This is a genomic window from Janthinobacterium sp. SUN211, from assembly GCF_030587315.1.
Taxonomy (GTDB): domain Bacteria; phylum Pseudomonadota; class Gammaproteobacteria; order Burkholderiales; family Burkholderiaceae_D; genus Janthinobacterium; species Janthinobacterium kumbetense.
The window spans coordinates 1-26,258 of sequence record NZ_JAPWIC010000001.1 but is presented as its reverse complement, the minus strand read 5'-3'; the positions used below and the strand labels follow the sequence as shown (position 1 = coordinate 26,258).

Annotated in this window: 19 protein-coding genes; 4 read left to right on the top strand and 15 right to left on the bottom strand. The window is 65.9% G+C overall.

Annotation, left to right across the window (positions count from 1 at the left end; genetic code table 11):
• Window positions 1–51: 51 nt before the first annotated feature.
• Window positions 52–552 (bottom strand): hypothetical protein, encoded by a 501-nt coding sequence (locus tag O3301_RS00095; RefSeq protein ID WP_305055142.1) that lies wholly within the window; start codon window positions 550–552, stop codon window positions 52–54.
• A gap of 175 nt (window positions 553–727) precedes the next feature.
• Here O3301_RS00095 and O3301_RS00090 point away from each other — a divergent pair, with 175 nt between their 5' ends.
• Window positions 728–946 carry a molybdopterin-binding protein gene (locus O3301_RS00090; RefSeq protein ID WP_034757699.1) on the top strand — a complete coding sequence of 73 codons (219 nt, stop codon included), beginning with the start codon at window positions 728–730 and terminating at the stop codon, window positions 944–946.
• Window positions 947–997: 51 nt separating this feature from the next.
• Here O3301_RS00090 and O3301_RS00085 read toward each other — a convergent pair whose 3' ends face one another.
• The 3 genes from O3301_RS00085 to O3301_RS00075 are packed head-to-tail and all read right to left on the bottom strand — an operon-like array spanning window position 998 to window position 3,474.
• Window positions 998–1,426: a DsrE family protein gene (locus O3301_RS00085; RefSeq protein ID WP_289905411.1), complete on the bottom strand. Its 429-nt coding sequence runs from the start codon at window positions 1,424–1,426 to the stop codon at window positions 998–1,000.
• A 42-nt stretch (window positions 1,427–1,468) separates the two neighbouring features.
• Window positions 1,469–2,218 (bottom strand): LytTR family DNA-binding domain-containing protein, encoded by a 750-nt coding sequence (locus tag O3301_RS00080; RefSeq protein ID WP_289905412.1) that lies wholly within the window; start codon window positions 2,216–2,218, stop codon window positions 1,469–1,471.
• Window positions 2,215–3,474: a sensor histidine kinase gene (locus tag O3301_RS00075; RefSeq protein ID WP_305055141.1), complete on the bottom strand. Its 1,260-nt coding sequence runs from the start codon at window positions 3,472–3,474 to the stop codon at window positions 2,215–2,217. The genes O3301_RS00080 and O3301_RS00075 overlap by 4 nt, the downstream gene beginning before the upstream one ends.
• A 416-nt stretch (window positions 3,475–3,890) precedes the next feature.
• On the opposite strand from O3301_RS00075, the gene O3301_RS00070 reads away from it, so the two are divergent.
• Window positions 3,891–4,769, top strand: a complete 879-nt coding sequence (locus O3301_RS00070) for a serine hydrolase (protein ID WP_152255233.1) — start codon at window positions 3,891–3,893, stop codon at window positions 4,767–4,769.
• Between the two features lie 119 nt (window positions 4,770–4,888).
• Here the strand turns inward: O3301_RS00070 and O3301_RS00065 are convergent, their stop codons facing one another.
• Window positions 4,889–5,821: a DMT family transporter gene (locus O3301_RS00065; protein ID WP_305055140.1), complete on the bottom strand. Its 933-nt coding sequence runs from the start codon at window positions 5,819–5,821 to the stop codon at window positions 4,889–4,891.
• Window positions 5,822–5,930: 109 nt separating this feature from the next.
• Between O3301_RS00065 and O3301_RS00060 the strand changes: the two genes are divergently transcribed.
• Window positions 5,931–6,830, top strand: a complete 900-nt coding sequence (locus O3301_RS00060) for a LysR family transcriptional regulator (protein ID WP_305055139.1) — start codon at window positions 5,931–5,933, stop codon at window positions 6,828–6,830.
• Between the two features lie 7 nt (window positions 6,831–6,837).
• Here O3301_RS00060 and O3301_RS00055 read toward each other — a convergent pair whose 3' ends face one another.
• From O3301_RS00055 to O3301_RS00030, 6 genes are all read right to left on the bottom strand, one after another.
• Entirely contained in the window at window positions 6,838–8,760 is a 1,923-nt protein-coding gene (locus O3301_RS00055) for a methyl-accepting chemotaxis protein (protein ID WP_305055138.1), read from the bottom strand.
• Between the two features lie 159 nt (window positions 8,761–8,919).
• A complete protein-coding gene (gene recD, locus O3301_RS00050; RefSeq protein ID WP_305055137.1) occupies window positions 8,920–10,887 on the bottom strand; it encodes an exodeoxyribonuclease V subunit alpha in 1,968 nt (655 codons plus the stop codon).
• Complete coding sequence (gene recB / locus O3301_RS00045) at window positions 10,877–14,548, bottom strand: exodeoxyribonuclease V subunit beta (RefSeq protein WP_305055136.1); 3,672 nt, start codon at window positions 14,546–14,548, stop codon at window positions 10,877–10,879. Before recB ends, recD begins: the two co-directional genes overlap by 11 nt.
• On the bottom strand, window positions 14,545–17,964 hold the full coding sequence (gene recC, locus O3301_RS00040; RefSeq protein WP_305055135.1) for an exodeoxyribonuclease V subunit gamma: 3,420 nt from the start codon (window positions 17,962–17,964) through the stop codon (window positions 14,545–14,547). Before recC ends, recB begins: the two co-directional genes overlap by 4 nt.
• Window positions 17,965–18,039: 75 nt before the next feature.
• The gene (locus tag O3301_RS00035) at window positions 18,040–21,087 is read right to left on the bottom strand and encodes a CHASE domain-containing protein (RefSeq protein ID WP_305055134.1); all 3,048 of its coding nucleotides are present in this window, start codon (window positions 21,085–21,087) and stop codon (window positions 18,040–18,042) included.
• Between the two features lie 143 nt (window positions 21,088–21,230).
• Window positions 21,231–22,121, bottom strand: coding sequence for a LysR family transcriptional regulator (locus O3301_RS00030; protein ID WP_305055133.1), 891 nt, complete (start codon window positions 22,119–22,121; stop codon window positions 21,231–21,233).
• Between the two features lie 108 nt (window positions 22,122–22,229).
• Between O3301_RS00030 and O3301_RS00025 the strand changes: the two genes are divergently transcribed.
• The gene (locus tag O3301_RS00025; RefSeq protein WP_305055132.1) at window positions 22,230–23,222 is read left to right on the top strand and encodes a cyclase family protein; all 993 of its coding nucleotides are present in this window, start codon (window positions 22,230–22,232) and stop codon (window positions 23,220–23,222) included.
• Between the two features lies 1 nt (window position 23,223).
• On the opposite strand, the gene cobA is transcribed toward O3301_RS00025, so the two are convergent.
• The 4 genes from cobA to O3301_RS00005 all read right to left on the bottom strand — a co-directional run.
• Window positions 23,224–23,988 (bottom strand): uroporphyrinogen-III C-methyltransferase, encoded by a 765-nt coding sequence (cobA, locus tag O3301_RS00020; protein WP_305055131.1) that lies wholly within the window; start codon window positions 23,986–23,988, stop codon window positions 23,224–23,226.
• 14 nt (window positions 23,989–24,002) lie between these two features.
• On the bottom strand, window positions 24,003–25,181 hold the full coding sequence (locus O3301_RS00015; protein ID WP_305055130.1) for a CmpA/NrtA family ABC transporter substrate-binding protein: 1,179 nt from the start codon (window positions 25,179–25,181) through the stop codon (window positions 24,003–24,005).
• A 157-nt stretch (window positions 25,182–25,338) separates the two neighbouring features.
• Window positions 25,339–25,977: an ANTAR domain-containing response regulator gene (locus O3301_RS00010; protein WP_099664422.1), complete on the bottom strand. Its 639-nt coding sequence runs from the start codon at window positions 25,975–25,977 to the stop codon at window positions 25,339–25,341.
• Window positions 25,978–26,053: 76 nt separating this feature from the next.
• Window positions 26,054–26,258 (bottom strand): aldehyde dehydrogenase family protein (locus O3301_RS00005; RefSeq protein ID WP_305055129.1); only part of this gene is annotated, 205 nt, incomplete at its 5' end.

Genomic DNA, 26,258 nt, shown 5'->3' with positions numbered 1-26,258 from the left:
CACATCAATAAAAAAACCGGGACGAGTCCCGGTTTTTTTATTGCCGCCGCGTCACTGTTTTTTCAGCAGCAGCTTGAATTGCGGCAGCCAGCGCCCGTCCACCAGCATCTCGCTGGCCGCCTCATAGGCATCGCCCGACGGCGTCCAGCGCACGCGGTACGTCAGCGCCTTGCCGCTGGCGCCCACGTATTGCGTGGCAGGAAAATCGAGGCCGCCGTCCGCCGGCAGCATCGTGCCGCGGCTGTAGCCGCCGCTGTTTTCCACATACAGAAAGGCCACCTTGCCTTCGGCGGCGTCGTGGTAATACGTGGTTTCGCCCACGTAATCGGGCTTGCCGGGACTGCGCACCGTGTGCACGTCGCGCAGCATCCGGCCGCCATACAACCACTGGAAACAGTGCTCATCCGTCTGCTTACCACCAGGAAACTCTCCCTTCCAGCAATTCCCGGCCAGGAAAGCCATCGGCTGCAGGGCAGCGACCGGTTGCGCCAGCGCGGCAGAGGTGGGCAACAGCAGGGGCAACAACAGGAACGACAGCAAGCATGGACGCATGGCAAACCTCCGCGTGGATAGACGGACGAGTATAGGCGAATAATATGCTTGCGGCGGCATCCGCGCACCATTTCCGCATATCGATATGCGCATCGATTCGTGGTCAAAAGCGCGCGCGCGCCGTACTCTGGCCATGTCGCGCCGCACGGCGTATTACGGGTACAAAGGAAATATCATGGCTATCTCGGAAGTAAATGTACGCAACCAGTTTCGCGGCAAGATCAAGGAAATCATCTTTGGCCCCGTGGTGTCGGAAGTGGACGTGGAAACGCCGCACGGCATCGTCACGTCGGTGATCACCTCGCGCTCGATCAAGGACCTGGACCTGAAAGTGGGCAGCGAAGTCATCGCGCTGGTGAAATCGACGGAGGTGTCGATCGCCAAGATCCAGTAAGCATCGCCTGTCCATGCGCCGCGCCCTTGCCATCTGGCAACGGCGCGTGCATCAGGGCTTGATATACACATAGCCTTCCTGCGCCTGCAGGCGGCTCAGTTCGGCCACGCCCGACGGCACGATGACGGCTTCGGGCAGCACGCGCTGGCGGTCGATATTGCGTCCTTGCAAGGTGTTATTGCAGACGCGAAAGCTCACGCCCCGCTTGACCAGCTCGCGCACCACCACGTCATACGGAGTGCCCTGCTTGTCGATGGCGCCGTCGAGCAGGAAGTCGATGCCGGGACCGTGGGCGACCAGCACGATGGTCGCCTGCGGGCTGGCATCGAGGTGGTTGCGGATATTCCTCAGCGCAGCCGTGGCATTGCTGGCGTCATTGACGTGATACACGACCTTTTCCTCCTTCTGCGCCCCGTGGGCGGCAGTACAGGAGAGCAAGGAAAGAAGGATGGCGGCGAACCAGCGGCGTAGAATTGTCATGAAAAGTCCATATGGTGGCAGATTAAAAACATTGCCATCATATCAATCCCTGAACAAATAGGTAAACGTGCGGCTGACGGGCAGCTTTTCCGCGCTGCCGCGCAGAAGCACCTGCATGCGCTCGGCGTCGATGCGCTCGGCCGCCTCGATGGCTTTCACGTTGACCATGGTGCCGCGGTGGATTTGCCAGAACTGTTCCGGATCGAGGCCGCCCAGCAAATCCTTCAGCGGCGTGCGCACCAGCGCTTCCGAGCCGGCCAGCACCACGCGCGTGTACTTGGTGTCCGCCTGGAAGAACAGCACGTCGTCGATGTCGATCAGGCGGATCTGCTTGCCCACGCTGGCCTTGATCCATTTCAGTTTTTCGCGCGGCGCCGCCGGCAGCGCCGCGCGCAGCGACTGCAGCAAGTGGGCCATGTCGGCCGGCTGGGCACCCAGCTTGTCGCGCAGCCGGGCCAGCGCCCGCTGCAGCCGCTCGGCCTGCACGGGTTTCAACAGATAATCGACGGCGCCCGCGTCGAAGGCATCGACGGCATACTGGTCATACGCGGTGACAAATACCACGTGTGCCCGCGTGCCGATACGCTCGGCCACTTCCAGGCCCGACAGGCCCGGCATGCGGATGTCGAGGAAGACCACGTCCGGCTCATGCTCGAGGAAACCGTCCCAGGCATCGTTGCCGTTCTCCGCCACCAGCACGATGCGCGCCTCGGGCCAGGCCAGCGCCAGCATCGTTTGCAGGCGTTCGCGCATCAGGGGTTCGTCTTCGGCGATCAGGATGGTGGGGTTCATGCGGCAAGTTCTTTCAGGCTGGATGCAATTTTAATGGGAAGCAATATCTCGGCGATCACGCCGCCCTCGTCGCCGTCGCGCACGCTCAGGCTGGCGGACGGATCGGACAGCGACAGCCGGCTGCGCACGTTTTCCAGGCCCAGGCCGCCTCCCTGGGCGCTGCCCGTGCCGCCTTCCGGCAACCCCATGCCCGTATCCTGCACGCGCAGGCGCAGCATGCCGTCCACCCGCAGCGCCGACAGGCTGATCTCGCCGCCACGCAAGGATGGTTCAATACCGTGCTTGATGGCATTTTCCGCCAGGGTCAGCAAGATCATGCTGGGGATCGTCGCGTGCGCAAACTCGGCCGGCAAGTCCAGCGCATAGCGCAATCGGGAACCCATGCGCGCCTGCATCACGCGCAGATACGCGGCCACCATGTCGAACTCGCTTTGCAGGGGCACTTGTTCGCTGCGCATCTCCGCCAGGCTGGCGCGCAGGAAGGCGATCAGGTCGGCCGTCAGCGCCGCGGCCCTGCCGGCGCCTTGCGCGCCCTGCTCCGCCAGTTGCTGCACGGCGCCCAGGGTATTGAACAGGAAATGCGGCTCGATCTGCGCGCGCAGCAGGCGCAGCTGCGATTCGCTCAGTTCGCGCGCCAGACGCTCGCGCTCGGCATCCTGCTGCAGCTGCAAGGTCAGCGCCTCGTACTGCCGGTTGCGCCAGGTGGTCACGATTGCCAGCGGCACCATGTAAAACAGGCTGGCCACCAGCAAGGCGATGCCGCCCACGCGCAGCAAGCGCTCGAAAGCCATGCCCATGGAACCGGTATCGTTCAAACCGGCCAGCAGCACGCCGGCCGATACCCCTGCCGCGCAGGTCGACACGATCAGCAAGAGTTTCTTGAACTTGTTGCGCACGGAACTGCGGTAATTGAACCAGACGCCCACCAGGCCCCACGCCAGCGCAAAACCCAGGCCGTTACTGAAGATGACGGCTTTGAGCAATTCGAACTTGGCCGGCAGCAGCAGGTGCAGGACGGCGCCGATGGCGCTGAACAGCAGCATCAGCTTGAGCGCGGCGATATAAAAACCGGCGCCGCGATACTTGAGCAGGAAATCGTGCAGCTGCTGGCGCTCGATCGGCGTCAGCCCGGCCAGCTTCATGGCGACGTAGCGGCGCCCCCGTCCCTGGAGCTGCGCCGCCATCTCGGGATGTTTCAATACGCGCAGCGCTTCTTCGTCGATGCTGCGGTACCAGTCCATACATTTTTTTAACACGATGCGTTCTCCGTGGTCTGTGATTCAGGCATGAACGCAGTCTACGGCGCCCCCGTTGCAGGGCATAGCGCGGGGCGACGAAGCACGAAGCGGCAGGCATCAACGACGAAGCGCGCGGCGCCTGCCGGACCATGGCTGCCAATATTGCTGAAATAATACGAAGTTTCCAAGACGAAATCAATAATCGTGCAACAATTTTCACTACGGCAAGAATAGCCCCGTTTATTTGTCAAATTGGCCGCTACACAGCCTGTGGCGCCCTTATCCCGTAGACATCGCTTGATCTTTAATGGTATTGTTTAAGCTTGGCAAATATTGCCTCCGAGATACACGCCGCGTCCCCGCGCGGCCCGCTTCCGGATTTGCGCGCAGCGCCCACGATGGCGCCCCAAAACTGCTTTCCCACATACAATCCCATGCTCAAAAAAATGTTCGCCGCGGTGCTGATGACGCTTTCGACAGCGGCCATCGCCGTGCCCTTCGGTTCCCAGTCGATCCTAGTGGTCGAAGACGGCACAGGCAAAGTCTTGCTTGAAAAAAATTCCAACGTGGTGGTGCCCATCGCCTCGCTGACCAAACTCATGACGGCCATGGTCGTGCTCGACTCCAAGGCCAATATGCAGGAAGAAATCAGCATCGACCGCGAGGATGTCGACACCTTGAAGCACAGCACCTCGCGCGTGCCCGTGGGCGCCACGCTGAGCCGCCACGACGTGCTGCAACTGGCGCTGATGTCGTCCGACAACCGCGCCGCCGCCTCGCTGGCGCGCACCTTCCCCGGCGGCCCCACCGCCTTTGCCGTGGCCGTCAACGCCAAGATCAAGGCCCTGGGCATGCACCAGACCGTGATCGAGGAACCGACGGGCTTGTCGCCGAACAACCAGTCGACGGCAGCGGACCTCGTCAAGATGGCCGTGGCCGCCTCGCGCTACCCGGAAATCAGCCGCATCACCACCGATTCGAAGGACGTGATCCAGATCAAGGGGCGCGACGTGGAATACCACAACACGAACCGCCTGGTGGGCGCCAAGGGCTGGGATATCGGCCTGTCGAAGACGGGCTACACGAATGAAGCGGGCCGCTGCCTGATCATGCGCATCAAGTCGGCCGGCAAGTTCGCCACCATGATATTGCTCAACGCGCGCGCCAATTCCGTGCGCGCCATGGACGCCGTCAACATCCGCCGCATGCTGGCGGCCGAGAACGGCATCGAAGAACCGAAGGTGATGCGCGCTTCCGTCAGCCGGCACAAGAAGGCGCCGGCGAAGCCATCCAAACGCCGCCGCGCAAAATAAGCACGGCTGAGAAAACGCCCATGGCGGCGTTGCAGTGCCTGGCCGTACCAGCGTACTGCCTGCGGCACTGCGCCTTGCCCTGAACGTTTTTCAGGCGTGCTTTCATACCGGAAAGCTACTTACTTCGCTTGCCGGTTGGTCATCACCACGCCGGCAATCGTCACCGCGCCGCCCACCAGCATCGAGACGAGCACGGGCTCGCCCAGCAGCGCCGCCGCCAGCACGATGCCGAACACGGGCACGAGGTTGTTGAACACGGCCGTGCGCGACGGTCCCAGCGCTTTCACGCCTTCGTAATACCAGACAAAGCCGATCACCGTGCCGAACACGCCCAGGTAGCCGATGGCGGCCCACACTTGCCAGCCGAAGCTGTGCCACGGCACTGTCGGAAATTCCACGGCCGCCCCCAGCAGCAGGAAAGCCAGGCCCCACATAGCCGCATACGTGGTGGCCGCTATCGGCGACAAGCCCTTCAGCGCGACCCGGCCGATCAGGGTATAGGCGGCCCAGCTGGAAATACCGCAGAACATGAAGATCTCGCCGGCGCCGATGCCGCCGCCCGTGCCGTGCAGCACGCCGGCCAGATCGCCGCGCGTGATGACGATGGCCGTGCCGCAAAACGCCAGCATGATGCCCAGCCACTTGAAGGAACCGAGCCGTTCGCGGAACAGCATGGCCGAGGCCAGCGCCGTGACGATGGGATTCAGGGCAACGAACAGGGCTGTGCGCCCCGCCGGCATGCGCGACAGGGCCGCCAGGAAGCACAGGTTATATAAAAAGATGCCCGTCAGGCCCAGGGCCGCCGTCGTTGCCAGCTGCTTGCGGTCCAGGCGCGGCAAGCCCCCTTCCAGTTTCCAGGCCAGCACGAGCAGCAACAGCACGGCCACGCCGAAGCGGCCGCTGGCGGCCGTCATGGGCGGCATCTGCTGCGCCAGCACGCGCCCGGCGATAAAGGTGCCGCCCCAGAACAGGGCGACGAAGATCAGTTTGATGTAGACGAGCGGCGACTGCGCGGCGAGCAGCGGAGCCTGGGGTACGGCGGAAGAAGACATGGGATATCCTGTAAAGCCGCTTGTGCGGCGGGTGGTGTGCATATATATTAATACTAATATCAACTCATGAAATAATGAGCAAATACTCATAACTCAATAAAACCACACCATGACCTTCACGCAACTGGAAATTTTTACCCTGGTGGCCGAACTGCACGGCTTTTCCGCCGCCGCCGCGCAGCTGGGCATCAGCCAGTCGGCCGTCTCGCATGCATTAAAAGCGCTGGAAAAGGAGATGGGCGTGGACCTGATCGTGCGCCACCAGGCCTCGGCCGAACTGACGGACGTGGGCCGCCAGCTGCTCGTGCGCGCGCGCGAAATCCTCGGCCTGTCGGAAGCCATGCGCCAGGAAGCGGCCGACGTGCTGGGCCAGCGCCAGGGCACCCTGCGCATCGGCTCCTTCGGCCCGACGTCTTCCTTGAATCTGCTGCCGGCCATCACGGCGCAATTTCGCCTGCGCTATCCGGGCATCGACCTGCGCATCGACGAAGGCGCCGACCATGAAGTGGTGCAGTGGATACGCGAACGCCGGGTCGATGTCGGCTTCGTCGTGCTGCCCGACGAACGTTTCGATACGGCGCCGCTGGTGGAAGACCAGATGATGGCGCTGGTGCCGCGCAGCCATGCGCTGGCCAGCGAAACCGCCATCACCCTGGCGCAGCTGTGCGAGGGGCCGTTCATCATGTCCGAGGCGGGCTGCGCCTGCCTGATCGAGCCGCTGTTCGCCAACGCGGGCTTGCAGCCGCATGTGCCCTACCGCATCAGCCAGGTGATCACCATCCTCGACATGGTCAGCCGCGGCGACGGCCTGTCCATCGTCGCCGAACTGGCCCTGCCGCAGCGCTTGCGCGAGCAGTATCCGGAACTGGTCGCCCTGCCGTTAAACCCGCCCGTCAGCCGCAAGGTGGGCCTGGCCGTGCGCGACCGGCGCCAGAACACGCCCGCCACCAACGCCTTTTTCGAGGTGGCCAGGCAGATGGCGCCGACCCTGGCGCCCCGGCGGGTCTGAACACGACTTAAAAAGTCTCCCACTCCTCGGACTGTTCCGTCTTGCGGGCAGCCGCCTTGGCGACAGGACGGCTGGCGATGCGCTGCACGACAGGTGGGCGCGCCACCGGTTTGACAGGCGCCGGCGCCTGCCCGTCATCGAGCTTGAACACGCCCACCACCTGCGCCAGGGTGCTGGCCTGGTCTTGCAGGCTTTCCGCGGCGGCGGCCGCCTCCTCCACCAGGGCCGCATTCTGCTGCGTCACCTGGTCCATTTGCGCGATCGCCTGGTTCACCTGCTCGATGCCGGAACTTTGCTCGGCGCTGGCGGCCGTGATCTCGCCCATGATGTCGGTCACGCGGCGCACGCTGTCGACGATTTCCTGCATCGTCGCGCCAGCCTCGTCGACCAGGCGCGCGCCCGAATCGACCTTGCCCACCGAATCGTCGATCAGCAGCTTGATTTCCTTGGCCGCGCCGGCGGAGCGTTGCGCCAGGCTGCGCACTTCCGTCGCCACCACGGCAAAGCCCCGTCCCTGCTCGCCCGCGCGCGCCGCTTCCACGGCCGCATTCAAGGCCAGGATATTCGTCTGGAAGGCGATGCCGTCGATGACGCTGATGATGTCGACGATCTTCTTCGACGAATCGTTGATCGAGGCCATGGTATCGACCACCTGCGCCACCACTTGCCCGCCCTTGCTGGCCACGCCGGACGCCGATTGCGCCATCTGGTTGGCCTGGCGCGCATTGTCCGCATTCTGCTTCACCGTGCTGGTCAGCTCTTCCATCGAGGCGGCAGTCTCTTCCAGCGAACTGGCTTGCTGTTCCGTGCGCGACGACAGGTCCTGGTTGCCGGCGGCGATTTCCGAGGACGACACCTTCACCGATTCGCTGGCCGTGCGGATTTTCACGAGAACGGCGGCGATCTTGTCGATGAAGCGATTGAAGGCGCCGGCGATCTGCGCCAGTTCATCCACGCCGGAAGCGTCGAGGCGGCGCGTCAGGTCGCCTTCGCCCGAGGCGATATCGTCGAGCGCATCGCGCACCAGTTCCAGGCGCTTGAGCATTTTAAACACCAGCAGCGACAGCAGCAGCGCCGCCAGCCCCGTCAGCAGCGCGGCCGTGACGGTGGCCGTCGTCAGCATCGTCTGCAACGCTTGCATGGCTTCCTGCTGGTCCAGCACCACGGCCAGCAGCCAGTCGGTGCCCGCCACGCGCGTGACATACAGCTTGCCGTCGCGCTCATCGAGGCGCACGGCATCGCTCGTGCGCGTGCTTTCCAGGCGATTGACCTGCGCGGCCGACAGCGCCGCATCGAGTTTCGCCACCGGCTGCAGGCTCAAATCCTTGTTCGCATGGGCGATGATGGTGCCGCTCTGGTCGACGAGGAAGGCAAAGCTGTGCGGCGTCGGCTTGATCGCCACCACGTTGGCGATCACCGTATCGAGCAGCACGTCCGCGCCGGCCACCCCGCTCGGCGCCTCTTTCGGCCCGACAGGCGCCGTGAACGACACCACCAGCTTGTGGCTGGCCGCGTCCACATACGGCGGCGTGAGCATCGGCACGCCCGCCTTGACGGTGTCCGTGTACCAGGCGCGCGCAGTGGGATCGAAATCGGCCGGGCGGCCCGGATGGGTAAACACGGAGCGCTTGTCCGCGTAACCGATGAACACTTCCGCAAAATCGCCGGCCTTTTCCGCGATCTGGAAGGCGCGCAGCGGATCGGGCGTCTCGGCGGACATGACGATGGACGCCATGACCTTTTTCTTGCCATCGACCCATTGCGCCAGCACGGCCGACTGGCTTTGCAGCAGTTGCTGCATCTGCTGGTCAGACGACGCCAGCATGCTGCTGCGCGTGGTGACGTAATTGGCGACCGACAAGGCCAGCATGGACAGCACGACGATGGCCACGCAAATCAGTACCAGCCGCGTGCGAAGGGAAGACAACATGATGGGTTCCTCGTTTCGATTTTATTGGCGTGAAACAGTGCTTTTGCACTACTTTCTCTACGAAAGCATTTTCACACAAAAATCGGAACAATTTCCATCAATATTCGGAATACAACACATATATTTCCACATGGAAACCTGTCTAACCCGGTCAAGCCATCAGCCGATTAACCCCCTTAGGCCGCTGGCCCGCTGCGTGCGGCGCAGGATGGCGTCGAACAGCACGGCCTGCGTGGGCGAGACGAGGGTGAAGAAGTCGCGCGCGCGCGTGATGCCCGTGTAAACCAGTTCGCGCGCCAGCATGGCGCCGCCTTCCTGCGGCAACACCAGCACAGTATGGCGGAATTCCGAGCCTTGCGACTTGTGCACCGTCATGGCGAACGCCGTCTCCACGTGGCGCAAACGCGTGGCCAGCACGCTGCGCACGTTTTCGCCTTCCAGGAAATACACGCGCAGGGAGCCGGGCCGCGCAGGGTCGCGCAGGGTCAGCCCGATGTCGCCATTGAACACGCCCGTGCCGTAATCGTTGCGCGTGACCATCACGGGACGGCCCACATACCATTCGCTGCGGCGTATCAGCCCTTCCTTTTCCAGCCGCAGCTCGATGGCCGTGTTCAGGCCCGCCACGCCCCACTCGCCCTCGCGCACGGCGCACAGGATGCGGAACGCTTCAAAAGCGTGCAGCACGGCGCGCACCCAGTCGTCGTGCTGCGCATAGCCCTCCTCGCCCGCATTCACCAGTTCCAGGTAGGGCTGGTAGCCGCCCGGCGCATCGCTCCTGCCGCGCAGGGCCAGGCGCAGCACCTCGTCCGGCTGCGCGGTCACGCTCCACGCCAGCTGGCCGCCGCTGTCGCCGGCGAAGCAGGCCTTGGCCAGATCCGGCCTGCCGCCGTTCACGGCCAGCGCCAGCTCACCGATCGGACCGCTGAAACGGTGGCTGTGACGCAGCATCACCGTCTGCTGCGCCAGCGCGCCCGCCGCTCCCGCAAAGGCAGGTGGAATGGCCACGCCGCTGGCCGCCTGCGCATACGCGATGGTGTCGGCCGTATAGCCGCCCGCCTGCGCGTCGTGGCACAAGTCGCCCAGCACGGCACCCGCTTCCACGGACGCCAGTTGGTCCTTGTCGCCCAGCAGGATCAGGATCGCCGTGGGCGGCAAGGCGTCGAGCACGGACGCCATCATCTCCAGGTGCACCATCGACGCTTCATCGACGATCAGCACGTCGACCTCGAGCGGATTGCCCGCGTGGTGGGCAAAGGCGCGCGTATCGGGCCGCGCGCCCAGCAAACTATGCAGGGTGCGGGCCGCGCCCATGCGCCGCGCCAGTTCCAGCAAGGGCAAGCCTTGATCACCGCGCGCCGCCTTCGCCGCCAAGCCTTCCAGCGCCTTGTCGATCGACTGCTTCAGCCGCGCGGCCGCCTTGCCCGTGGGCGCGGCCAGCGCGATGCGCAGCTGCTCCGGCTGCGGCGAGACGGCAAACAGCAAGGTCAAAAGGCTGGCCACCGTGTAGGTTTTTCCCGTCCCCGGGCCGCCCGTGATGATGGCCACCTTGCCGCGCAGGGCGACGGCGCACGCCACCTTTTGCCAGTCCGGGCCACCGTCCCGGGTCGGCTGATCGAACAGGATGTCGAGCCATTGCCGCACCTGCGCCAGCGGCGGCGTGCTCAAATCCTGCGCGCGCAAGGCGATTTTCCCGCCCACCAGGGTTTCGTCGCGCCAGTAGCGGCGCAGGTACAGGCGGTCGCCATCGAGCACCAGCGGCTGGCGCACGTCCGGCGCATCCACCTGCCATACTTGCGGCGCGCGGGCCAGCAGCGCGCGCCAGCCTGCGGCGCTGTCGGGCAGCGGGCCGGAAACGGCCAGCACGCCATGCCACAGCTCCTCGCTCCAGCCCAGCAGCTGCGACGGTTCGCCGGCCAGGTCAGCCAGCATCAAACAGCTGTGGCCCCGCCCTTCCAGCTCGGACAGCACCACGCACGCCACGGCCACGGCGGGCGCATCCGGCGCCTGCTCGTCCAGGCTGGCGATGAAGCGGGCAAAGGCGGCGCTCAGGCGGCGCAGATGGCCATCCTCGGCGACGCCGTCGACATGGGCAAACAAGGCGTTCATCTGTGCGTCATGCTGCATGGTGTTCCGTTTCTTCTAACAGTTGATCGAGGCCGTCCAGCAGTTCCAGCTGCGGCGCCAGCCAGTAGCAGCCATGCGTGTCCGCATTCGCGATGCCGCGCAGGAACAGGAAAATGGCGCCGCCCAGGTGTTCGGCCGGGTCGTACGCGTCGCCGAGGCGGCTTTTCAGCAGCCGGTGCAGGGCCAGCATGTAGATGGCGCCCTGGATATCGTAGCGGTGCTGCGCCATGCCCGCCGCCAGCGCGGCCGTGTGATAGGCCGCGTCGTTGGCGCCCAGCGCATTCGACTTGTAGTCGAGCACCCAGTAGCGGCCATCCTGTTCGATGACCAGGTCGGCAAAGCCTTTCAGCATGCCGTGCAGCTGGCGCCGCGGCAGCACGGGACGCGGCGCGCCGTCGAGCAGCAGGCGCGTGCACAGCTGGTCGAGCGCCCCCGTGGACAAATGCTCGCTGGGGAACCAGAACTCCATCTCGGACAGGGTGCTATCGAGCTGCGACAGCGACGCATCGAGCAGCGGCAGCGGCGTGAGCGCGATTTCCCTGAGCCAGGCGATGGCGTCTTCCTGGCGGTGCCCCCAGCCCGCCCGCTCACAGCGCGCGGCCAGGCGCGTGTCGAAGTGCGCCTCGTGGACGCTGTCGAAGCCTTCGCTGCCCATCCATTCGAGCTGCTCGTGCAGGAAATTGCCGGGCACGGAACCGCGCGGGAAGCGGTGCCATGGCGCGTCGCCCGTCTGCAGTGGCGACGCGGCGGGCACGCCCGTGCCATCTTCCAGCAGGGTTTCTTCCAGCGCCCGCTGCGGCACGTGCGCGGCCGCCACGGCGCCGATCTGGCGCGTCAGCGACGTGAAGCTGCCCACCGACCAGTCGCGTTCGAATTCCCCCGCGAACACGGGGGCGGGACGCAATTCAGGACGCCGCTCGACCCGGTCGAGCACCGTGCAGGCGTCGGGCTGTGCCAGGGAAGTCACGTAGATGGCGTCGCAGTCGCCCGCCACCTGCTGCCAGCGCAACGGCAATTGCTCCGCCGGCAGCTTGTCGCCGCCCGTCAGCAGGTAGCCAAGCGCCGATTCGTGCAAGGTATTTTCGCCCGCCTTGCGCGCCGCCTGGGCGGCCACGCCCAGCCACAGGAAGTGGCGCGCGCGCGTCAGCGCCACGTACAGCAGGCGCAAGTCTTCCTCGATGCGCGCTTCCTCGACCGCCGCCATGGCTTCGTCGGACAGCGACAAGTCGAGGCGGCGTTCGCCTTTGTCATCCGCATAGTCGAAGAAACTGCGGTTGCGCTTATCCACCTTGCGCGCCGTAACGGCAAACGGCAGATACACGAGCGGGTATTCGAGGCCCTTGGATTTGTGCACGGTGATGACTTTCACCAGCTCCGCATCGCTTTCCAGGCGCAGCACGCGCTCGTCGCCGCCCTCGCCTTCGCCGGCGATCTGCTCGGCCAGCCAGCGTATCAGCGCCTGTTCGCCATCGAGCTGGCGGCTGGCCGATTGCAGCAGTTCGGCCAGGTGCAGCAGATTCGTCAAACGCCGCTCGCCGCCCGTCTGCTGCAGCAGCATGGCGGGCAATTGCAGCTCGTGGATGAAGCGGCGCAGCATGGCCAGCACGCCCTGGCGCTGCCAGATCAGGTGCAAGGCCTTCAACTGCTCGACCCGGCGTTCCCATTCCAGTTCGTCGCTGGACAGGCGCGCCAGTTCGCCCAGCGACAGGCCGATGGTGCGCGTGGCAAACGCGGCGCGCGCCAGTCCCCCGTCGAGGGGATTGGCCAGCGCCGCCAGCCAGCGCAGCACATCTTGCGCTTCCTCGCTGTCGACGACGGAATCCTTGTCGGACAAGTAGACGCTGGCGACCCGGCGGCGCGCCAGCGCGCGGCGGATGGCCGCCGCTTCCTTGCGGTCGCGCACGAGGACGGCGACGTCGGCCGGCTGCAGGCGCGCAAAACCGTCGGGGCCATCGAAACCGGCTTGCGGGTCGCCCAGCATGGCGACGATGTGCTCGGCGCAGTGCTGCGCGAAATACTCGCGGTAGCTGTCGCCGCGCAGCCCTTCATCGCTGGCGCAAGCGGCCAGCAGGGCCGGCAGCGGGCCGCCGGCGTTCACCAGGTGCTCGGCGCGGCCCTTGGCGTCGACGGCTTCGAACGGCAGCGGATTGTCATCACCTTTGCGATAGCGGAAGGCACCAAGCGGTACTTCGTCGCGTTCGGCGTGCAGGAACAGCTGGTTGACGGCCGCCACCAGCGGCGCCGTCGAGCGGTAATTGGTGCCCAGCTGGTAGTGGCGGCCGGTCGTCGCGCGGCGCGCCGCCAGGTAGCTCTGGATGTCGGCGCCGCGAAAGCCGTAGATCGACTGTTTCGGGTCGCCGATCAAAAACAGGCCCAGCGCCGGATCGTTGTCGGCGATGCGGTACAGCAGGTTGAAAATCTGGTACTGGGCCGGCGCCGTATCCTGGAATTCATCGACCATGGCCAGCGGATACTGGTCGATGATGCGCTGGCGCAGGGCCGCGCCATTCTCGCCGGCCAGCGCGTCGTGCAGCCGCTGCAGCATGTCGGCAAAGCCGAACTGGCGCGACTGGCGCTTCAACTGATCCATGCGCCGCGCGATGGCCGCCGCCGCATGCAGGTGCAGCTTGTGCGCCAGCGGCGTCAATGCGGCCAGGGCGATCCCCAGCGCCTCCGTATGCGCGAAGCACTCGGGCACCTGCGCCGAGAAACTCTTGGCAAACGCATCTTCGATGCCGAACGGCGTCAAGCGTTCCCACGCCTTGGCCGTGATGGCCGGCAGCAGCAGCAGCGGGTCTTGCGCCCACTTGCGCAAGCCGTCGAACCACTTCGCCAGATTGTCCGGCTTCATCTTGACGCCGTTAAAACACTTGGGATTGGCGGCGCGGTGGTCGTTGATCCAGGCGGCCATCTGGTCGACGCGCTCGACCCAGCCCGCCTTCAGGGTGGCCAGCTGCGCGGCCAGTACCCGCTGTTCGCGCGCGATCAGGGCAGATAGCGGTTCTTCGTCGGCCATGCCCATGATATCCGCGCGGCGCGCCAGCTCGCGCGCGCCCTTCTTCAGCGCCCCGACGTCGGACCAGCAGGCCAGCAGCACGTCGAGTGCCTGCGGCGGCAAGGGATAGACTTGCTGGCGCCAGTAATCGTGGGCCGCATCCTCGAACAGGGCTTGCTCGTCGCTGACCAGCTCTTCGTCGAACAGGCTGCCGCTGTCGAACGCGTGCTCGCGCAGCATGCGCTGACACCAGGCGTCGATGGTGAAAATGGCCGCTTCATCCATCGTCTCGGCGGCCAGCATCAACCGGTGCGCAGCCTTTTGCCGTTCGCTTTCGTCCGGATAGGACTCCAGCAAGGCGTCGAGAAACGGATCGCTGCCGCCGGATCCAATGCCAAATTCGTGGCGAAAATAGGCAGCCGCCTCGATCAGGCGCTCGCGCACGCGGTTCGACAATTCGCGCGTGGCGGCGCGGGTAAATGTCATCACGAGGATGTCGGCCGGCAGCAGGGGACGCGTGAAACGGCTGTCGTCGTCGCCATGCCCCAGCACGAGCCGCACGTACAGCGCGGCGATGGTCCAGGTCTTGCCCGTGCCGGCCGACGCTTCGATCAGGCGCGAGCCGTGCAGCGGGAACGCCAGGGGGTTGAGCAGATGGCTCGTCATTGTTCTTCTCCCGCGCCGTCATCGGGCGCGCTGATCGGGTCGATGGTGATGTGTTCTTGCAGCCAGTCGGCCAGCGGGCCATACAGCTCCCGCGTGCAGTCCTGCCACGCTTCTTCGGCGGCCAGCGCGGAAAACTCGGGCCACAAGCGCGCCAGGCACAGTTCATCACGCTCGCCCGAGATATCGAAGCCGCCATCGTAGACGGCGCGCGGATCACCCTGCTGTACCAGCGCCAGCCCCGTCTTGCACGCCGTGGGCAGCGGATGGTTCATGCCTTCGCGCCACAGCGCCAGCAAGGTGGCCAGGGCGGCGCGCGAAGCGGCCGGATCGAGCGGCGCCATGCTGACGATGGCGTCGCGCGCCACCAGGTAGCCGGTGACGGAAAAGCCGAGGGCGGCGGCGGCCAGCTGGCGCAGCCACATCAGCATCAGCTTGTCGCCGCGCGCCAGGCCCGCCTTGTCCGTCACCTTCGAGGAAATCTGCATCAGCCAAGCCGTTTCCCGCCCGTTGCTGCACAATTTGTCGAGCCAGTCGTCGATCTGCACTTCGCCAAACGGCAAGTTGATGGCGCGCTTGTCAGCCGCGTACGGGAACGAGGCGCGCAAGGACAGCCACGCGCTGCGCACGGGCACCAGCGCCTCGACCAGTTGCGCCTGCACTTGCTGGCCGATCAAGCCGATGGGCAGCACGCCTTCGCGCGCCAGCTTCGCTGCGCGCGCTTCCAGGCTGGCGCGCACGTCATCCGCCGCTTCCAGGGCGCCGCCGTCGTCCAGCATGGTGTCTTCCAGCAGATAGCGCTCGAGCGCATTCAGGCCGAACGGCTCTTCATCCTCGCCCAGCATGGCCGCATCGGCAAAATACACGCTCAAGCGGCGGCGGAAAAAGTATTTGACGGGCTGGCGCAAAAAGCTGGCCAGCTCGCCCAGCTTCAGACGGGTGCCGGGATCGAGCTCGTAAGGACCCAGCGCCAGTTCCTCGGCCTGCGCATCCGCATCGGCATGCGCGACACGCCATTCGCGCGCATACGTGAGCAAGCCATCGGCCTCGAAATAGCGGCGGCTGAACGGCTGCAGCGCATGCTCGGTGGTCAACGATACAAGGTGCCGGTCCAGCGACCAGCCGGCGGCCAGGTAATCGCGCAGCTGCGATACCAGCACGGACGGCGGCTGCTCGGAATTGTCGCGCACATTGCGCCCCACCCAGCTCACGTACAATTTATCGCGCGCGGCCAGCAGGGCTTCGAGCATCAGATAGCGGTCGTCGTCGCGGCGCGAACGGTCGCCCGGGCGCGCCATGCCGGGCAGCGCCAGCAAGTCGAAATCGGCCTTCTGCGCGCGGCGCGGGAAGTCGCCATCGTTCATGCCCAGCAGGCAGACCACGCGGAACGGCACGGCGCGCATCGGCATCAAGGTGCAGAAAGTCACGCCGCCGGAGACGAATTGATGGTTCAGGGTGGGCTCGTCCAGCGCACCCAGCCACGCCACGCGCAGCACGGACAGCGGCACCGGCTCGATGAAGCCCGCGTGTTCGCAGGTTTCCAGCCAGCCCTGCAAGGCGCCTTCGAGCTGCGCCAGGGTCAAACGGTCGCCCTCGTCGTCGGCGTCGAAAAAAGCGGCCAGCAGCGCGCGCGCCTGCACGCCCCACTCGGCTGGCGTGCGCGCGCCGGCCAGCACCGTGCGCCAGTGCAGCAGCGCCTCGACCAGTTGCGCCAGCGAGCCCGCCAGCGCCGCATCGAGGCCGCCCACTTCCGCATACGGTTCGATGCCGCCAAAGCTGGCGCCACTGCCGCTGGCATAGCCGAGCAGCATGCGCCGCACGCCGAAGATCCACGCATTCTGTTCCCCGGCCGCACCCAGCCCCAGGCCGGCGCGGTGTTCCTGGTCCAGGCCCCAGCGCACGCCCGCCCCTTCGATCCAGGCGCCCAGCGTGGCCAGGTCGTCCGGCTGCAGGCCGAAACGTGCCGCCAGCGCCGGCACGTCGAGCAAGTCGCGCACTTCGCTCTGGCGGCAGCGCTGCTGCGGCAGCTGCAGCAGCCACTCGAGCGCGACGAGCAGCGGGTTGACGCTGCGGTCCTTCACGTCGCCGATCTCGAACGGGATGAAACGCTCGTCATTGCGCCGGTACTGGCCGAAGACGGCGTGGATGGCGGCCGTGAAGGTGTCGATGTCGGGCACCATCACCACCACGTCGCGCGGGCGCAGGCCCGTTTCGACGCTGTGCGCGAACATGGCCAGCAGCTGGTCGTGCAGCACTTCCACTTCGCGCTGCACGCTGTGCGCCACGTGAAATTCGATCGAACGGTCGGCCGCACCGGGCGGCGTTTGCTCGTGTTCGGCCAGCGGGCGCAGTTCGCGGATGGCCACCTGCACCTGCTGCAGCAGGGTCTCGCCCGTTTCCTCGCCAAACAGGTCGATGCGCAGGCTGTCGTCGCGCCCCTCGGCTTGCGCGTGTTCGTCGAACTCGTCGAGCATACGGATGAAATCGCGCCCTTGCCTGCCCCAGCTGGCCAGCAGCGGATGGCTGTGCGCATGCAGCGCTTCGAGCGGGATTTGCGCCAGGTCGGTGCCGTTGCGCTGCCGCTGGCGCTTGTTTTGCGCGCGCAGCAAGTCGCGCCCGTCGATGATGTCGCCCCAGTAGAACTGGCATGGATTCGGCACGGCCAGCACCACCTGCGTGTAGCGCGCCAGCGCGGCCAGCGCCTGCAAGGTCTGGTACGGCAAGGCCGACACGCCGAACAGCACGACGCGGCGCGGCAGCTTGCCGACAGGCGCATCGCCGGCGGCAATCGCCGCCAGGAAGGCGTCGTGGATGTCGGCGCGGCCCGTGTCGCGCTCGAAAGCCTCGACGTCGCTACCCACGGCGCGCCACAACTGCGCCTGCCAGCGCTGGTCGTCCTTCAGTGCGATGGTTTCATTGCGGGCCGTGCGCAGCTGGTCGCGCCCCGCCGCCCAGTCGGCCAGCCAGTCGGCGCGGTAGACCTGGTACTGGTCGAACAAGTCGGCCAGGCGCTCGGCCAGCTGCAACCGGCGCTCGCTGTCGCCATCGGCAAGGAAGTAGCGCAGCGGCGCGAAGACCGGGTCGGCCAGCAAGGACGGCAACAGGCGCATCAAACGCCACGTCAGCGGTGATTTATCGAACGGCGACACGCGCGGCACGCGCTCGCGCCCCAGCATGCCCCGGTAGCTTTCCCACAGCAGGCGCGCCGGCAGCGCGATGCGCGTGGCGGCGCACACCCCCATCTCCTCGGCCAGGGCGATCTTCAGCCATTCGGCCACGCCGTTCGACTGCACCAGGAAGATATCCGTTTCCAGGGGCGCCAGCGGATGCTGGCGCAGCCACTGGAAGACGGCGGCGCGCAGCTGTTCCAGCTGGTTGCCATGCAGGATGAGGAGGCCGGGCGTGACGGGAGTATGCATGCTGATCCGATGGGTTGCCGCGTCTCCGGCCGGGTGGCCGGAGACGTCAAACGCGTATTATCGCCGCTGCCTGCGTCAGGGGGCGTCGCTGGCGGCAAATTCCACGGAAATTTGTTCCGCCACCTGCGCCAGCGCCGGCCCCAGGGCCGTCAGCAAGGCGCGCGCCTGCTGCAGGTCGCCGCCAAGGCGCAAGCCTTCGATCGACGCGCACAGGCCGGCAAAGGCATGGGCGCCAACGGCCAGCGCCGACGATTTGCTGCGGTGGCCCAGGTCGGCCAGGCGCCCCAGGTCTTCCAGCGCCATGGCTTGCTCCATTTCGGCAATGCCGTCGCGCGCCGTGTCGAGAAACAGCTGGGTGTATTTGCGCATCTTCACGGGGTCATTGCTGAACGTGAGCGCCAGGGTGGCCAGGTCGAGAATCGCCGTATCGCGCAAGTCCGGCGAGGCGGCCGATGGCGACGCTTTCGGCACCGCCACCAGCCTGTCGCCCGCGCGCGCATGGCCGATGCCACCAATCCCACCGATCCCGCCACGCAGGCGAAACCATTTCGCCAGCAGGTGGAACAGCAGATTCGGGGCGATCGGCTTGGTCAAAAATTCGTCCATGCCAGCCGCCAGGCAGCGGGCGCGGTCTTCGCTGCCCGCATTGGCCGTCATGGCGATCACCAGCAGGCCGGCAAGCTGCGGGTCGGCGCGGATGCGGCGCGTCGCCTCGAAGCCGTCCATCTCCGGCATCTGCACGTCCATCAGCACGCAGTCGTAGCGCCGGTGGGCCAGCAATTCCAGCGCTTCGCGGCCATTGCAGGCGACGCAGACGGTGGCGCCTGCGTCTTCCAGCAATTCGCAGCCCACCTGCTGGCTGAAGACGTTATCTTCCACCAGCAGGATGGATGCGCCGCGGATCACGCCCAGCACTTCCGGTTCCACTTCGGCAATGCGCTCGTCGCTGGCCTGCGCGCTTTTCTCCAGGCGTGCCGTGAACCAGAAGGTGCTGCCCAGGCCAGGCTGGCTGTACACGCCCACCTTGCCGCCCATGAGTTCCACCAGCTGCTTGCTGATCACCAGCCCCAGGCCGCTGCCGCCATACTTGCGCGTGGTCGACGGGTCGGCCTGGTGGAAGGAGCGGAACAGCTGCGCCACCTCTTCCTGATTCATGCCGATGCCGCGGTCCTGCACCTCGAAGCGCAGCATGCCGTGGCTGCCCCGCTCCTCGGATTGGCGCACGCGCACGAAGATGCTGCCATTGTCGGAAAACTTGATGGCGTTGCTGGTCAGGTTCAGCAGAACCTGCTCCAGGCGCAGCGGGTCGCCGCGCCAGCGCTGCGGCAGTTCCGGGGCGATATCGAACTGCAGCGCCAGGCCCTTGACGGCCGCCGCGTCGCCCAGCTGGCTGGCGATGTTCGCCAGCAGGGTATCGAGACGGAAGTCCAGCACTTCCAGTTCCAGCTTGCCCGCCTCGATCTTGGAAAAGTCGAGGATGTCGTTGATCAGGCCCAGCAAATGCTGGCCCGAATGGAAGATCTTCTGCAGATAGTCGCGCTGGCGCGCGTCGGCCACGGATTTCAGCGCCAGGTGCGCCATGCCGATGATGCTGTTCATCGGCGTGCGGATTTCATGGCTCATGTTCGACAGGAAGTCGCTCTTGGCCTGGCTGGCCGCGTCGGCCTGCTCCTTCAGCCGGTGCAATTCCGTCACGTCGGTGGACAGACCGATCAGGCCCGTGACGGGGCCGGGCAAGCCCAACGGCACCTTCACGCTCCACAGGTGATGCACCTGGCCCTGCGCATCGACGAAGCGCTCCTCGCCGACGAACTTGGCGCCGCTGTCGAACACCTGGCGCTCCGTGCGCTGCACGGACGCGGCCGCATCGCCGAGCATCAATTCGCCATCCTGGCGGCCGATCAGCTGCTCCACCGAACGGCCCAGTATCTTCGCCGTGCGCGCATTCACGTAGCGGTAGCGCAGGTCGGCGTCCTTCATGTAGACATAGGCGTCGACGCTGTCGAGCACCGTATCGAGCAGGGTGCGCTGCGCCACCGCGTTGCGGCGCGAACGGTACAGGGTAAAGATATAGCCATAAATGAGCAGGGTGCCGGCCACGCCGACGGCCAGCGCCAGCCACGGGAAATAGCGGTCGAAGGGGCTGTACAGCTCCGCCTTGCGCACGCGGAAATGGGCTTTCCACAGGCCGCCCTGGTACGCCACGGGCAGCACCTGGTCGAAATAGTCGGCATCGCTGCCCGGTTGCGGCGGCGTCGCCGCCAGGTCGCCGTCATCGTTGAACAGCAGGCGGTCCTGCGGCGTGATGCGCAGGGCGCCATCGGCGGGCGTCGCGTCGGCAGCGCTGTACAGGGTCAGGTGCAGCGGCTCCAGGGCGCTGCGTTCGAGCGCGCTGTGCACCAGCTGCGCCACGCCAAAGCCGATGCCGACGGACCCCTGGTAGGCGGCGCGGCGCTCGGCCACGCTGCCTTGCGGCATGCCGTTGCGGTATACGGGCAGGCGCATGCCCAGGCCCACGTGCGCGGGCGGCCCCTTGATCATGATCACCTGGCCAGACGCGCTGACTTCGCCGCTGTCGCGCGCCTGCGCCAGGGACTGCGCCACCAGCGGGTTGGCGCCGATATCGACGCCCATGCGTTCGGCCAGCAGGGAATCGGGTTCCAGATAGGTGAGCACCGCGTATTCCGGCCGCTCCCCCGCGGGACGGATGGTGAAGGCGGGATAGCCGCGCGGCGCCAGGCTGGTGTCGCGGCGCACGGCCTCGATGAAGGCGGCGCGCTGCGCCGACGGGACGGCCACCGCGTAATTGACCGATTCGATGGCCGGGAACTGGCGCGCGATATCGAGGCCGGCCACGTAATCGTGAAACTGCCGGCGCGTCAGCTGCTCGCTCGTGCGAAACAGGGCTTCGAGGCCGCGCAGCAGGTCGGAATAGCTTTTTACGCGCGTGATCAGGCTATGCTGGGCGCCATGCGTGAGGTTGTCGAAACGCTGTTCGGCATCGTCGTCGACCGTGCGCGCCGCGCCCGCATACAGGGCGCCGCCCACCGCCAATGCCAGCAGCAAGCCACCCGCCCATATCCTGATGCCTGATCCCGCCCCGCGCTTGCTCAAAGTGTGCATTGTCGATCGCTTATTCCGGTTTCCTTGAATGTGCGGCGCCCCGGCCGCCCAGCAAGTACGAGGATACTATCAAAGCCCCTGTGCGACGCACCTGTACATGAAAAAAAGCGCGTTCGATGGTTGCCCTGGAAAACACCTGGCGCCTAGGCACCCCGCAACGCCCCGGCCAGGAAGTCGCAAAAGGCGCGCACCTTTTCCTGCACGTGGCGTCCGTCGGGCGTCAAGGCATACACGCCGCGCCTGGCCATGCCGTGCGACGGCAGCACGCGCACCAGGGCGCCGCTGGCCAGCAGCGGCGCGGCGACGAACGACGGCAGCGCGCCCACGCCGATGCCCGCCGCCAGCATGTCGGCCAGCAGCAGGCTGCTGTCGGCGGAAAAGCGCACGGGCAGGACGATGCTGCTGCTCCCTTCCGGGCCGTCCAGCTGCCAGACGCCGGGGCTGTCGGCCAGGCGGTAAGCCAGGCAATCGTGGCCGTGCAAGTCCTGCGCCAGCCGGGGCGTGCCGCGCCGCGCCAGATAGGCGGGAGATGCGCAAATCATTTGCTCGACATCGCCCAGGCGGCGCGCCACCAGGGACGAATCGGCCAGCGCGGCGCGGATGCGCAGCGACACGTCATAGCCCTCGCCCACCACGTCGCGCAGGCGGTCGTCCAGGGTCATCTCGATTCTCACTTCCGGATGGCGCGCCATGAACACCGGCAGCAGCGGCGACAGCACCTTCAAGCTAAACGACAGCGGCGCATTCACGCGCAAGCGCCCCGCCACCTTGCCGGTGCAGCCGCGCGTGGCCAGTTCCAGCGCGTCGATTTCATCGAGCAGGCGGCAGCATTCCAGATAATAGGCGCGCCCGCCGTCCGACAAACTCATGCGCCGCGTCGTGCGCACCAGCAGCACCGTGCCCAGATGCGCCTCCAGCTGGCGCACCTGCTTGCTGATGGCCGCCGCCGACTGGTTCAGGTCCAGCGCCGCCTTGCTGAAGCTGTCGCGCTCGACCACCTTGCGAAACACGCGCATGTGCGCCAGGACATCCATGATTCTTTCCTTGCAGTTGAATATCTTATTATTTTATCGCTGATTATCATTGAAATTGAAAATAATATGATGGCGGCTTCTTCATTCATGTCACGCAAGGAGTACCCCATGTTCAAACCATCCGCCACCCTGGCCACCCTGCTGCTGGCGCTGCTGGCCGGCGCAGTGCAAGCCGCCCCGGCCACCGCCCTGCCCGAAGTGGGCATCAGCCCCTGGGGCCCGAAAGACGAGATCGGCCGCCTGAACCTGATGACGGCCGCCTCGCGCGCCGCCATCCTGGCCCGCATCGACGGCGGCAAGAGCTACGACCTGGCCGTCGATTTCTACATCGGCATGCCCAGCTGGCAGGCGGCAGGCGACCCGCCCTACCAGATGTGGATGACGCACACGCCGAAGGGCAACGTGGTGGCCGACTCGATGCACGTGGGCGAACAGATGAACCGCCACGTCAGTTACACGGGCTCGGCCGTGTCCATGTATGCGCACATGGGCACGCATATCGACGCGCTCAACCACTTCGGCTTGAACGGCAAGATCTGGAACGGTTTTACGGAAGAGCAATACCTGGGCGACCGGGGCTGGACCGTGACGGGCGCGGAAAAACTGCCGCCCATCGTCGCGCGCGGCGTGCTGATCGACGTGGCCGTAGCCAAGGGATTACAGCAACTGCCCGATAATTACCGCGTGACGCGGCAGGATTTGCGCGCGGCGCTGGCACAACAGAAGGTGACGCTGGAAAAAGGCGACGTGGTGCTGATACGCACGGGCCGCATGCAGCACTATGAGCAGGCGCAAGCCTATATGGCGAACCCGCCCGGCCTGTCGCTGGACGCGGCGAAATTCCTCGTGGAAGATGGCGGCGCCATGGTGGTGGGCGCGGACAACCTCAGTTTCGAGGCATTTCCCTCCGAAGTGGCGGGCAATTACCTGCCCGTGCACACCTACCTGCTGGCGCAGCAGGGCACGCCCATCCTGGAACTGGTCGACCTGGAAGGCTTGTCGCGCGACAAGGTCTACCAGTTCGCCTTCATCGGCGCCTCCCTGAAATTCCGCGGCGGCGACGCGGCGCCCATCCGTCCCGTGGCCCTGCCGATCCGCTAAATCACACGGTCGCGGCCAGCAAGGCGCCATGGTCGTCCCAGGCATCAGCGCAGCGCACCACCTCGCCCACGACGATGATGCTGGGGCTGCCCAGGCCGCTGGCCAGCAAATCGTCCGGCAAGCGCTGCAAGGTGCTCAGCAGCTGGCGTTGCGCCGGCAAGCTGGCCGATTGCACCACCGCCACGGCTGTGCCGGGCGCCATGCCGCCAGCGAGCAAGCCGGCCTGGATGGCCGCCACCCTGGCCACGCCCATGTAGATGACGAGCGTCAGGCCGCTTTGCGCCAGCGCAAGCCAGTTCGGTTCGGACGCGCTATCCTTGCCGTGACCCGTGACGAAAGTGGCGCCCTGGCTCCAGCCGCGGTGCGTCAGCGGCACGCCGATGCTGGACGGTGCAGCCAGGCCGCTGCTGATGCCCGGGATCACCTCGACGGCCACGCCGTGGCTGCGCAGGTAGGCGCGCTCTTCGCCGCCGCGCCCGAACAGATAGGGGTCGCCCCCTTTCAGGCGCACCACGTGCAGGCCGGCGCGCGCTTCGGCCAGCATCAGGCGCTCGATGAAGGCTTGCGGCGTGGAAGCACAGCCGCCCCGCTTGCCCACCTCGACCACGCGCACACCGGGCGCCGCATGCGCGAGGATGGCCGGATTGACGAGATCGTCGATCAGCACCACGTCGGCCCGCGCGATGGCCTTCACGGCCTTGATGGTCAGCAAGTCCGGATCGCCGGGACCGGCGCCGACCAGGGTCACGCTTCCAAGTTGCGCCATGATGAACTCTCCAATCAGAAAAAATGGCCGATGGCAAACGATGCCGCGTACGCTTCCGGTGCGCTGCCGTCCCACACGACGCCGTCGCACAGGGTCGAGCTGCGCAGCGGTGACGACGGCAAGGGCGTGGCCGTCATTTCCGCCGCCTGGCGATACAGGTCGATGCGGTTGACTTGCCTAGCCACCGCCAGGTAATCGGGTTCGTCGCGCAGCAAGCCCCAGCGCCGGTGCTGGGTCATGAACCACATGCCGTCCGACAGGTAGGGGAAATTGACGGCGCCGGCGCCATAAAACTTCAAACCGTGCGCCTCGTCCCACGTCTTGCCCAGGCCATCCTGATAATGACCGAGGATGCGCGGCGCCAGCGTTTCCTGCGGCGTATTCAGATAAGCAGGCTCGGCCAGGGTGGCCGCCATGGCCAGCCGGTTGGCATCGCTGGCATCGATCCAGCGCCCCGCCTCGAGCACGGCGGCGATCAGGGCGCGGCAACTGTTCGGATGCTGGTGGGCAAACGCGGCGCTGGTGCCCAGCACCTTGCCCGGATGGTCGGGCCAGATGGCGCCGCTGGTGGTGGCCGTCACGCCCACGCCATCGACGATGGCCTTGTAACCCCATGGTTCGCCCGCGCAAAAACCATCCATCTGCCCCGCGCGCAAGGCGGCCACCATCTGCGACGGCGGCACCGTCATCACGCGCGCGTCGCGCAGCGGATCGATGCCCTGCGCGGCCAGCCAGTATTGCAACAGCATCGCGTGGTTGCCGGTCGGGAAAGTATGCGCAAACGCAAAGGGCCGCGCCGCGCCGCGCATGTGCCGCGCCAATATGGGGCCATCGTGGGCGCCCTCGCGCGCCAGCGCCGCCGACAGGGTGACGGCCTGGCCGCTGTGATTGAGATTCATCAATACGGCCATGTCGTGCCGCTGCCCGCCAATGCCCATCTGCACGCCATACACGAGACCGTACAACACATGGGCAGCGTCGAGTTCGCCGCTATTCAATTTGTCGCGCACGCCGGCCCACGACATCTCCCGGCTCAGTTCGATCTTGATGCCATATTTTTCATCCAGGCCCAGCTTTGAAGCCATCACCAGCGAGGCGCAATCGGTCAGCGGCAGGTAGCCGATGCGTATCGTCTGTTTTTCCGGCTGCAGTGGGCGCGTCGGGTGGGCATTGGCGCCCGCTTGCTGTGTCATACCATTCCTTGCTGATAAATACTGTTTTGCCGTGCCGACATGGGCAAGGTCATGCCCATCCAGCAGCAAGGACCGTGCCTGTGCATGCCCTGTCCCAGGCAGCTGGAAGCGCACCGGAATGGTGCACTGCACCAGCATGTGTCAGGAAATGGACGATTCATCCCAGCAAGTCCTCCACGTCGAGGATGCGCTGGGCAATGTCCGCCAGCTTGAGTTTCTTGTTCATGGCCATGCTGCGCAAGCGCTGGTAAGCCTGGTCTTCCGTCAAGCCGTGATGCGTCATCAACAGGCCCTTGGCCCGTTCGATCACCTTGCGCTCAAACAACTTGTGCCGCGTGTCGAGCAATTCGGCGCGCAATTTTTCTTCCTGGCGAAAGCGCGCCAACGCCACGTTCAGCACGGGCAAGATGCGCTCGGCATGCAAGCCGGCCACGATATAGGCGGACACGCCGGCCGCCATGGCCGCGTCGATGCTGGCCGTGGCGCCGTCTTCGGTAAACAGCACGATGGGGCGGCGCTCGTCGCGCGTGGCGATGACGATGTGCTCGAGCACGTCGCGCGCATCCGATTCGGCGTCGATGATGATGAGGTCAGGCTGCAGTTGCGCGATGCGCTCGGGGAGGTAGAGGTCGGCTGGCAGGGAGGCGACGATGTCGAAGCCCGATTCCAGCAAGCCGATGCGCAAGGCATTGCCGCGCTGCACTTGGGCAGCCAGGGCCGCATTCTCGTGCACGCCGTGCTCGACAATGGTGTTGACGACAACGATGCGCAAAGGCTGGGTACGGCTGGACGTCATGGGAGCGATCTGCAATGGCTAAACAATTAGCCATTGCAGTAAGCAAGAAGCGAACCAGCCGGTTTGACAGCGGATTTTACTTTAAGGTCGGCATGGCAAACTCGGCCCCTGCCGCCGTCGAAGCCGGCCAGCGCTGCGTCACCGCCTTCTGTTTCGTGTAGAAGCGCACGGATTCCGGGCCATGCGCGTGGTGGTCGCCGAACAGGCTGCGCTTCCAGCCGCCGAAGCTGTGGAAGGCCATCGGCACGGGGATCGGCACGTTCACGCCCACCATCCCGACT

Excerpts from the sequence above, each read along its gene's own strand:
- O3301_RS00060 (WP_305055139.1), top strand. The coding sequence starts at position 5,931 with ATGACCTTCACGCAACTGGAAATTTTTACCCTGGTGGCCGAACTGCAC.
- cobA (WP_305055131.1), bottom strand. The coding sequence starts at position 23,988 with ATGGCGCAACTTGGAAGCGTGACCCTGGTCGGCGCCGGTCCCGGCGAT.
- O3301_RS00085 (WP_289905411.1), bottom strand. The coding sequence starts at position 1,426 with ATGACAATTCTACGCCGCTGGTTCGCCGCCATCCTTCTTTCCTTGCTC.
- recD (WP_305055137.1), bottom strand. The coding sequence starts at position 10,887 with ATGCAGCATGACGCACAGATGAACGCCTTGTTTGCCCATGTCGACGGC.
- recB (WP_305055136.1), bottom strand. The coding sequence starts at position 14,548 with ATGACGAGCCATCTGCTCAACCCCCTGGCGTTCCCGCTGCACGGCTCG.
- recC (WP_305055135.1), bottom strand. The coding sequence starts at position 17,964 with ATGCATACTCCCGTCACGCCCGGCCTCCTCATCCTGCATGGCAACCAG.
- O3301_RS00090 (WP_034757699.1), top strand. The coding sequence starts at position 728 with ATGGCTATCTCGGAAGTAAATGTACGCAACCAGTTTCGCGGCAAGATC.
- O3301_RS00080 (WP_289905412.1), bottom strand. The coding sequence starts at position 2,218 with ATGAACCCCACCATCCTGATCGCCGAAGACGAACCCCTGATGCGCGAA.
- O3301_RS00055 (WP_305055138.1), bottom strand. The coding sequence starts at position 8,760 with ATGTTGTCTTCCCTTCGCACGCGGCTGGTACTGATTTGCGTGGCCATC.
- O3301_RS00035 (WP_305055134.1), bottom strand. The coding sequence starts at position 21,087 with ATGCACACTTTGAGCAAGCGCGGGGCGGGATCAGGCATCAGGATATGG.
- O3301_RS00070 (WP_152255233.1), top strand. The coding sequence starts at position 3,891 with ATGCTCAAAAAAATGTTCGCCGCGGTGCTGATGACGCTTTCGACAGCG.
- O3301_RS00015 (WP_305055130.1), bottom strand. The coding sequence starts at position 25,181 with ATGACACAGCAAGCGGGCGCCAATGCCCACCCGACGCGCCCACTGCAG.
- O3301_RS00095 (WP_305055142.1), bottom strand. The coding sequence starts at position 552 with ATGCGTCCATGCTTGCTGTCGTTCCTGTTGTTGCCCCTGCTGTTGCCC.
- O3301_RS00025 (WP_305055132.1), top strand. The coding sequence starts at position 22,230 with ATGTTCAAACCATCCGCCACCCTGGCCACCCTGCTGCTGGCGCTGCTG.
- O3301_RS00065 (WP_305055140.1), bottom strand. The coding sequence starts at position 5,821 with ATGTCTTCTTCCGCCGTACCCCAGGCTCCGCTGCTCGCCGCGCAGTCG.
- O3301_RS00030 (WP_305055133.1), bottom strand. The coding sequence starts at position 22,121 with ATGGATGTCCTGGCGCACATGCGCGTGTTTCGCAAGGTGGTCGAGCGC.
- O3301_RS00010 (WP_099664422.1), bottom strand. The coding sequence starts at position 25,977 with ATGACGTCCAGCCGTACCCAGCCTTTGCGCATCGTTGTCGTCAACACC.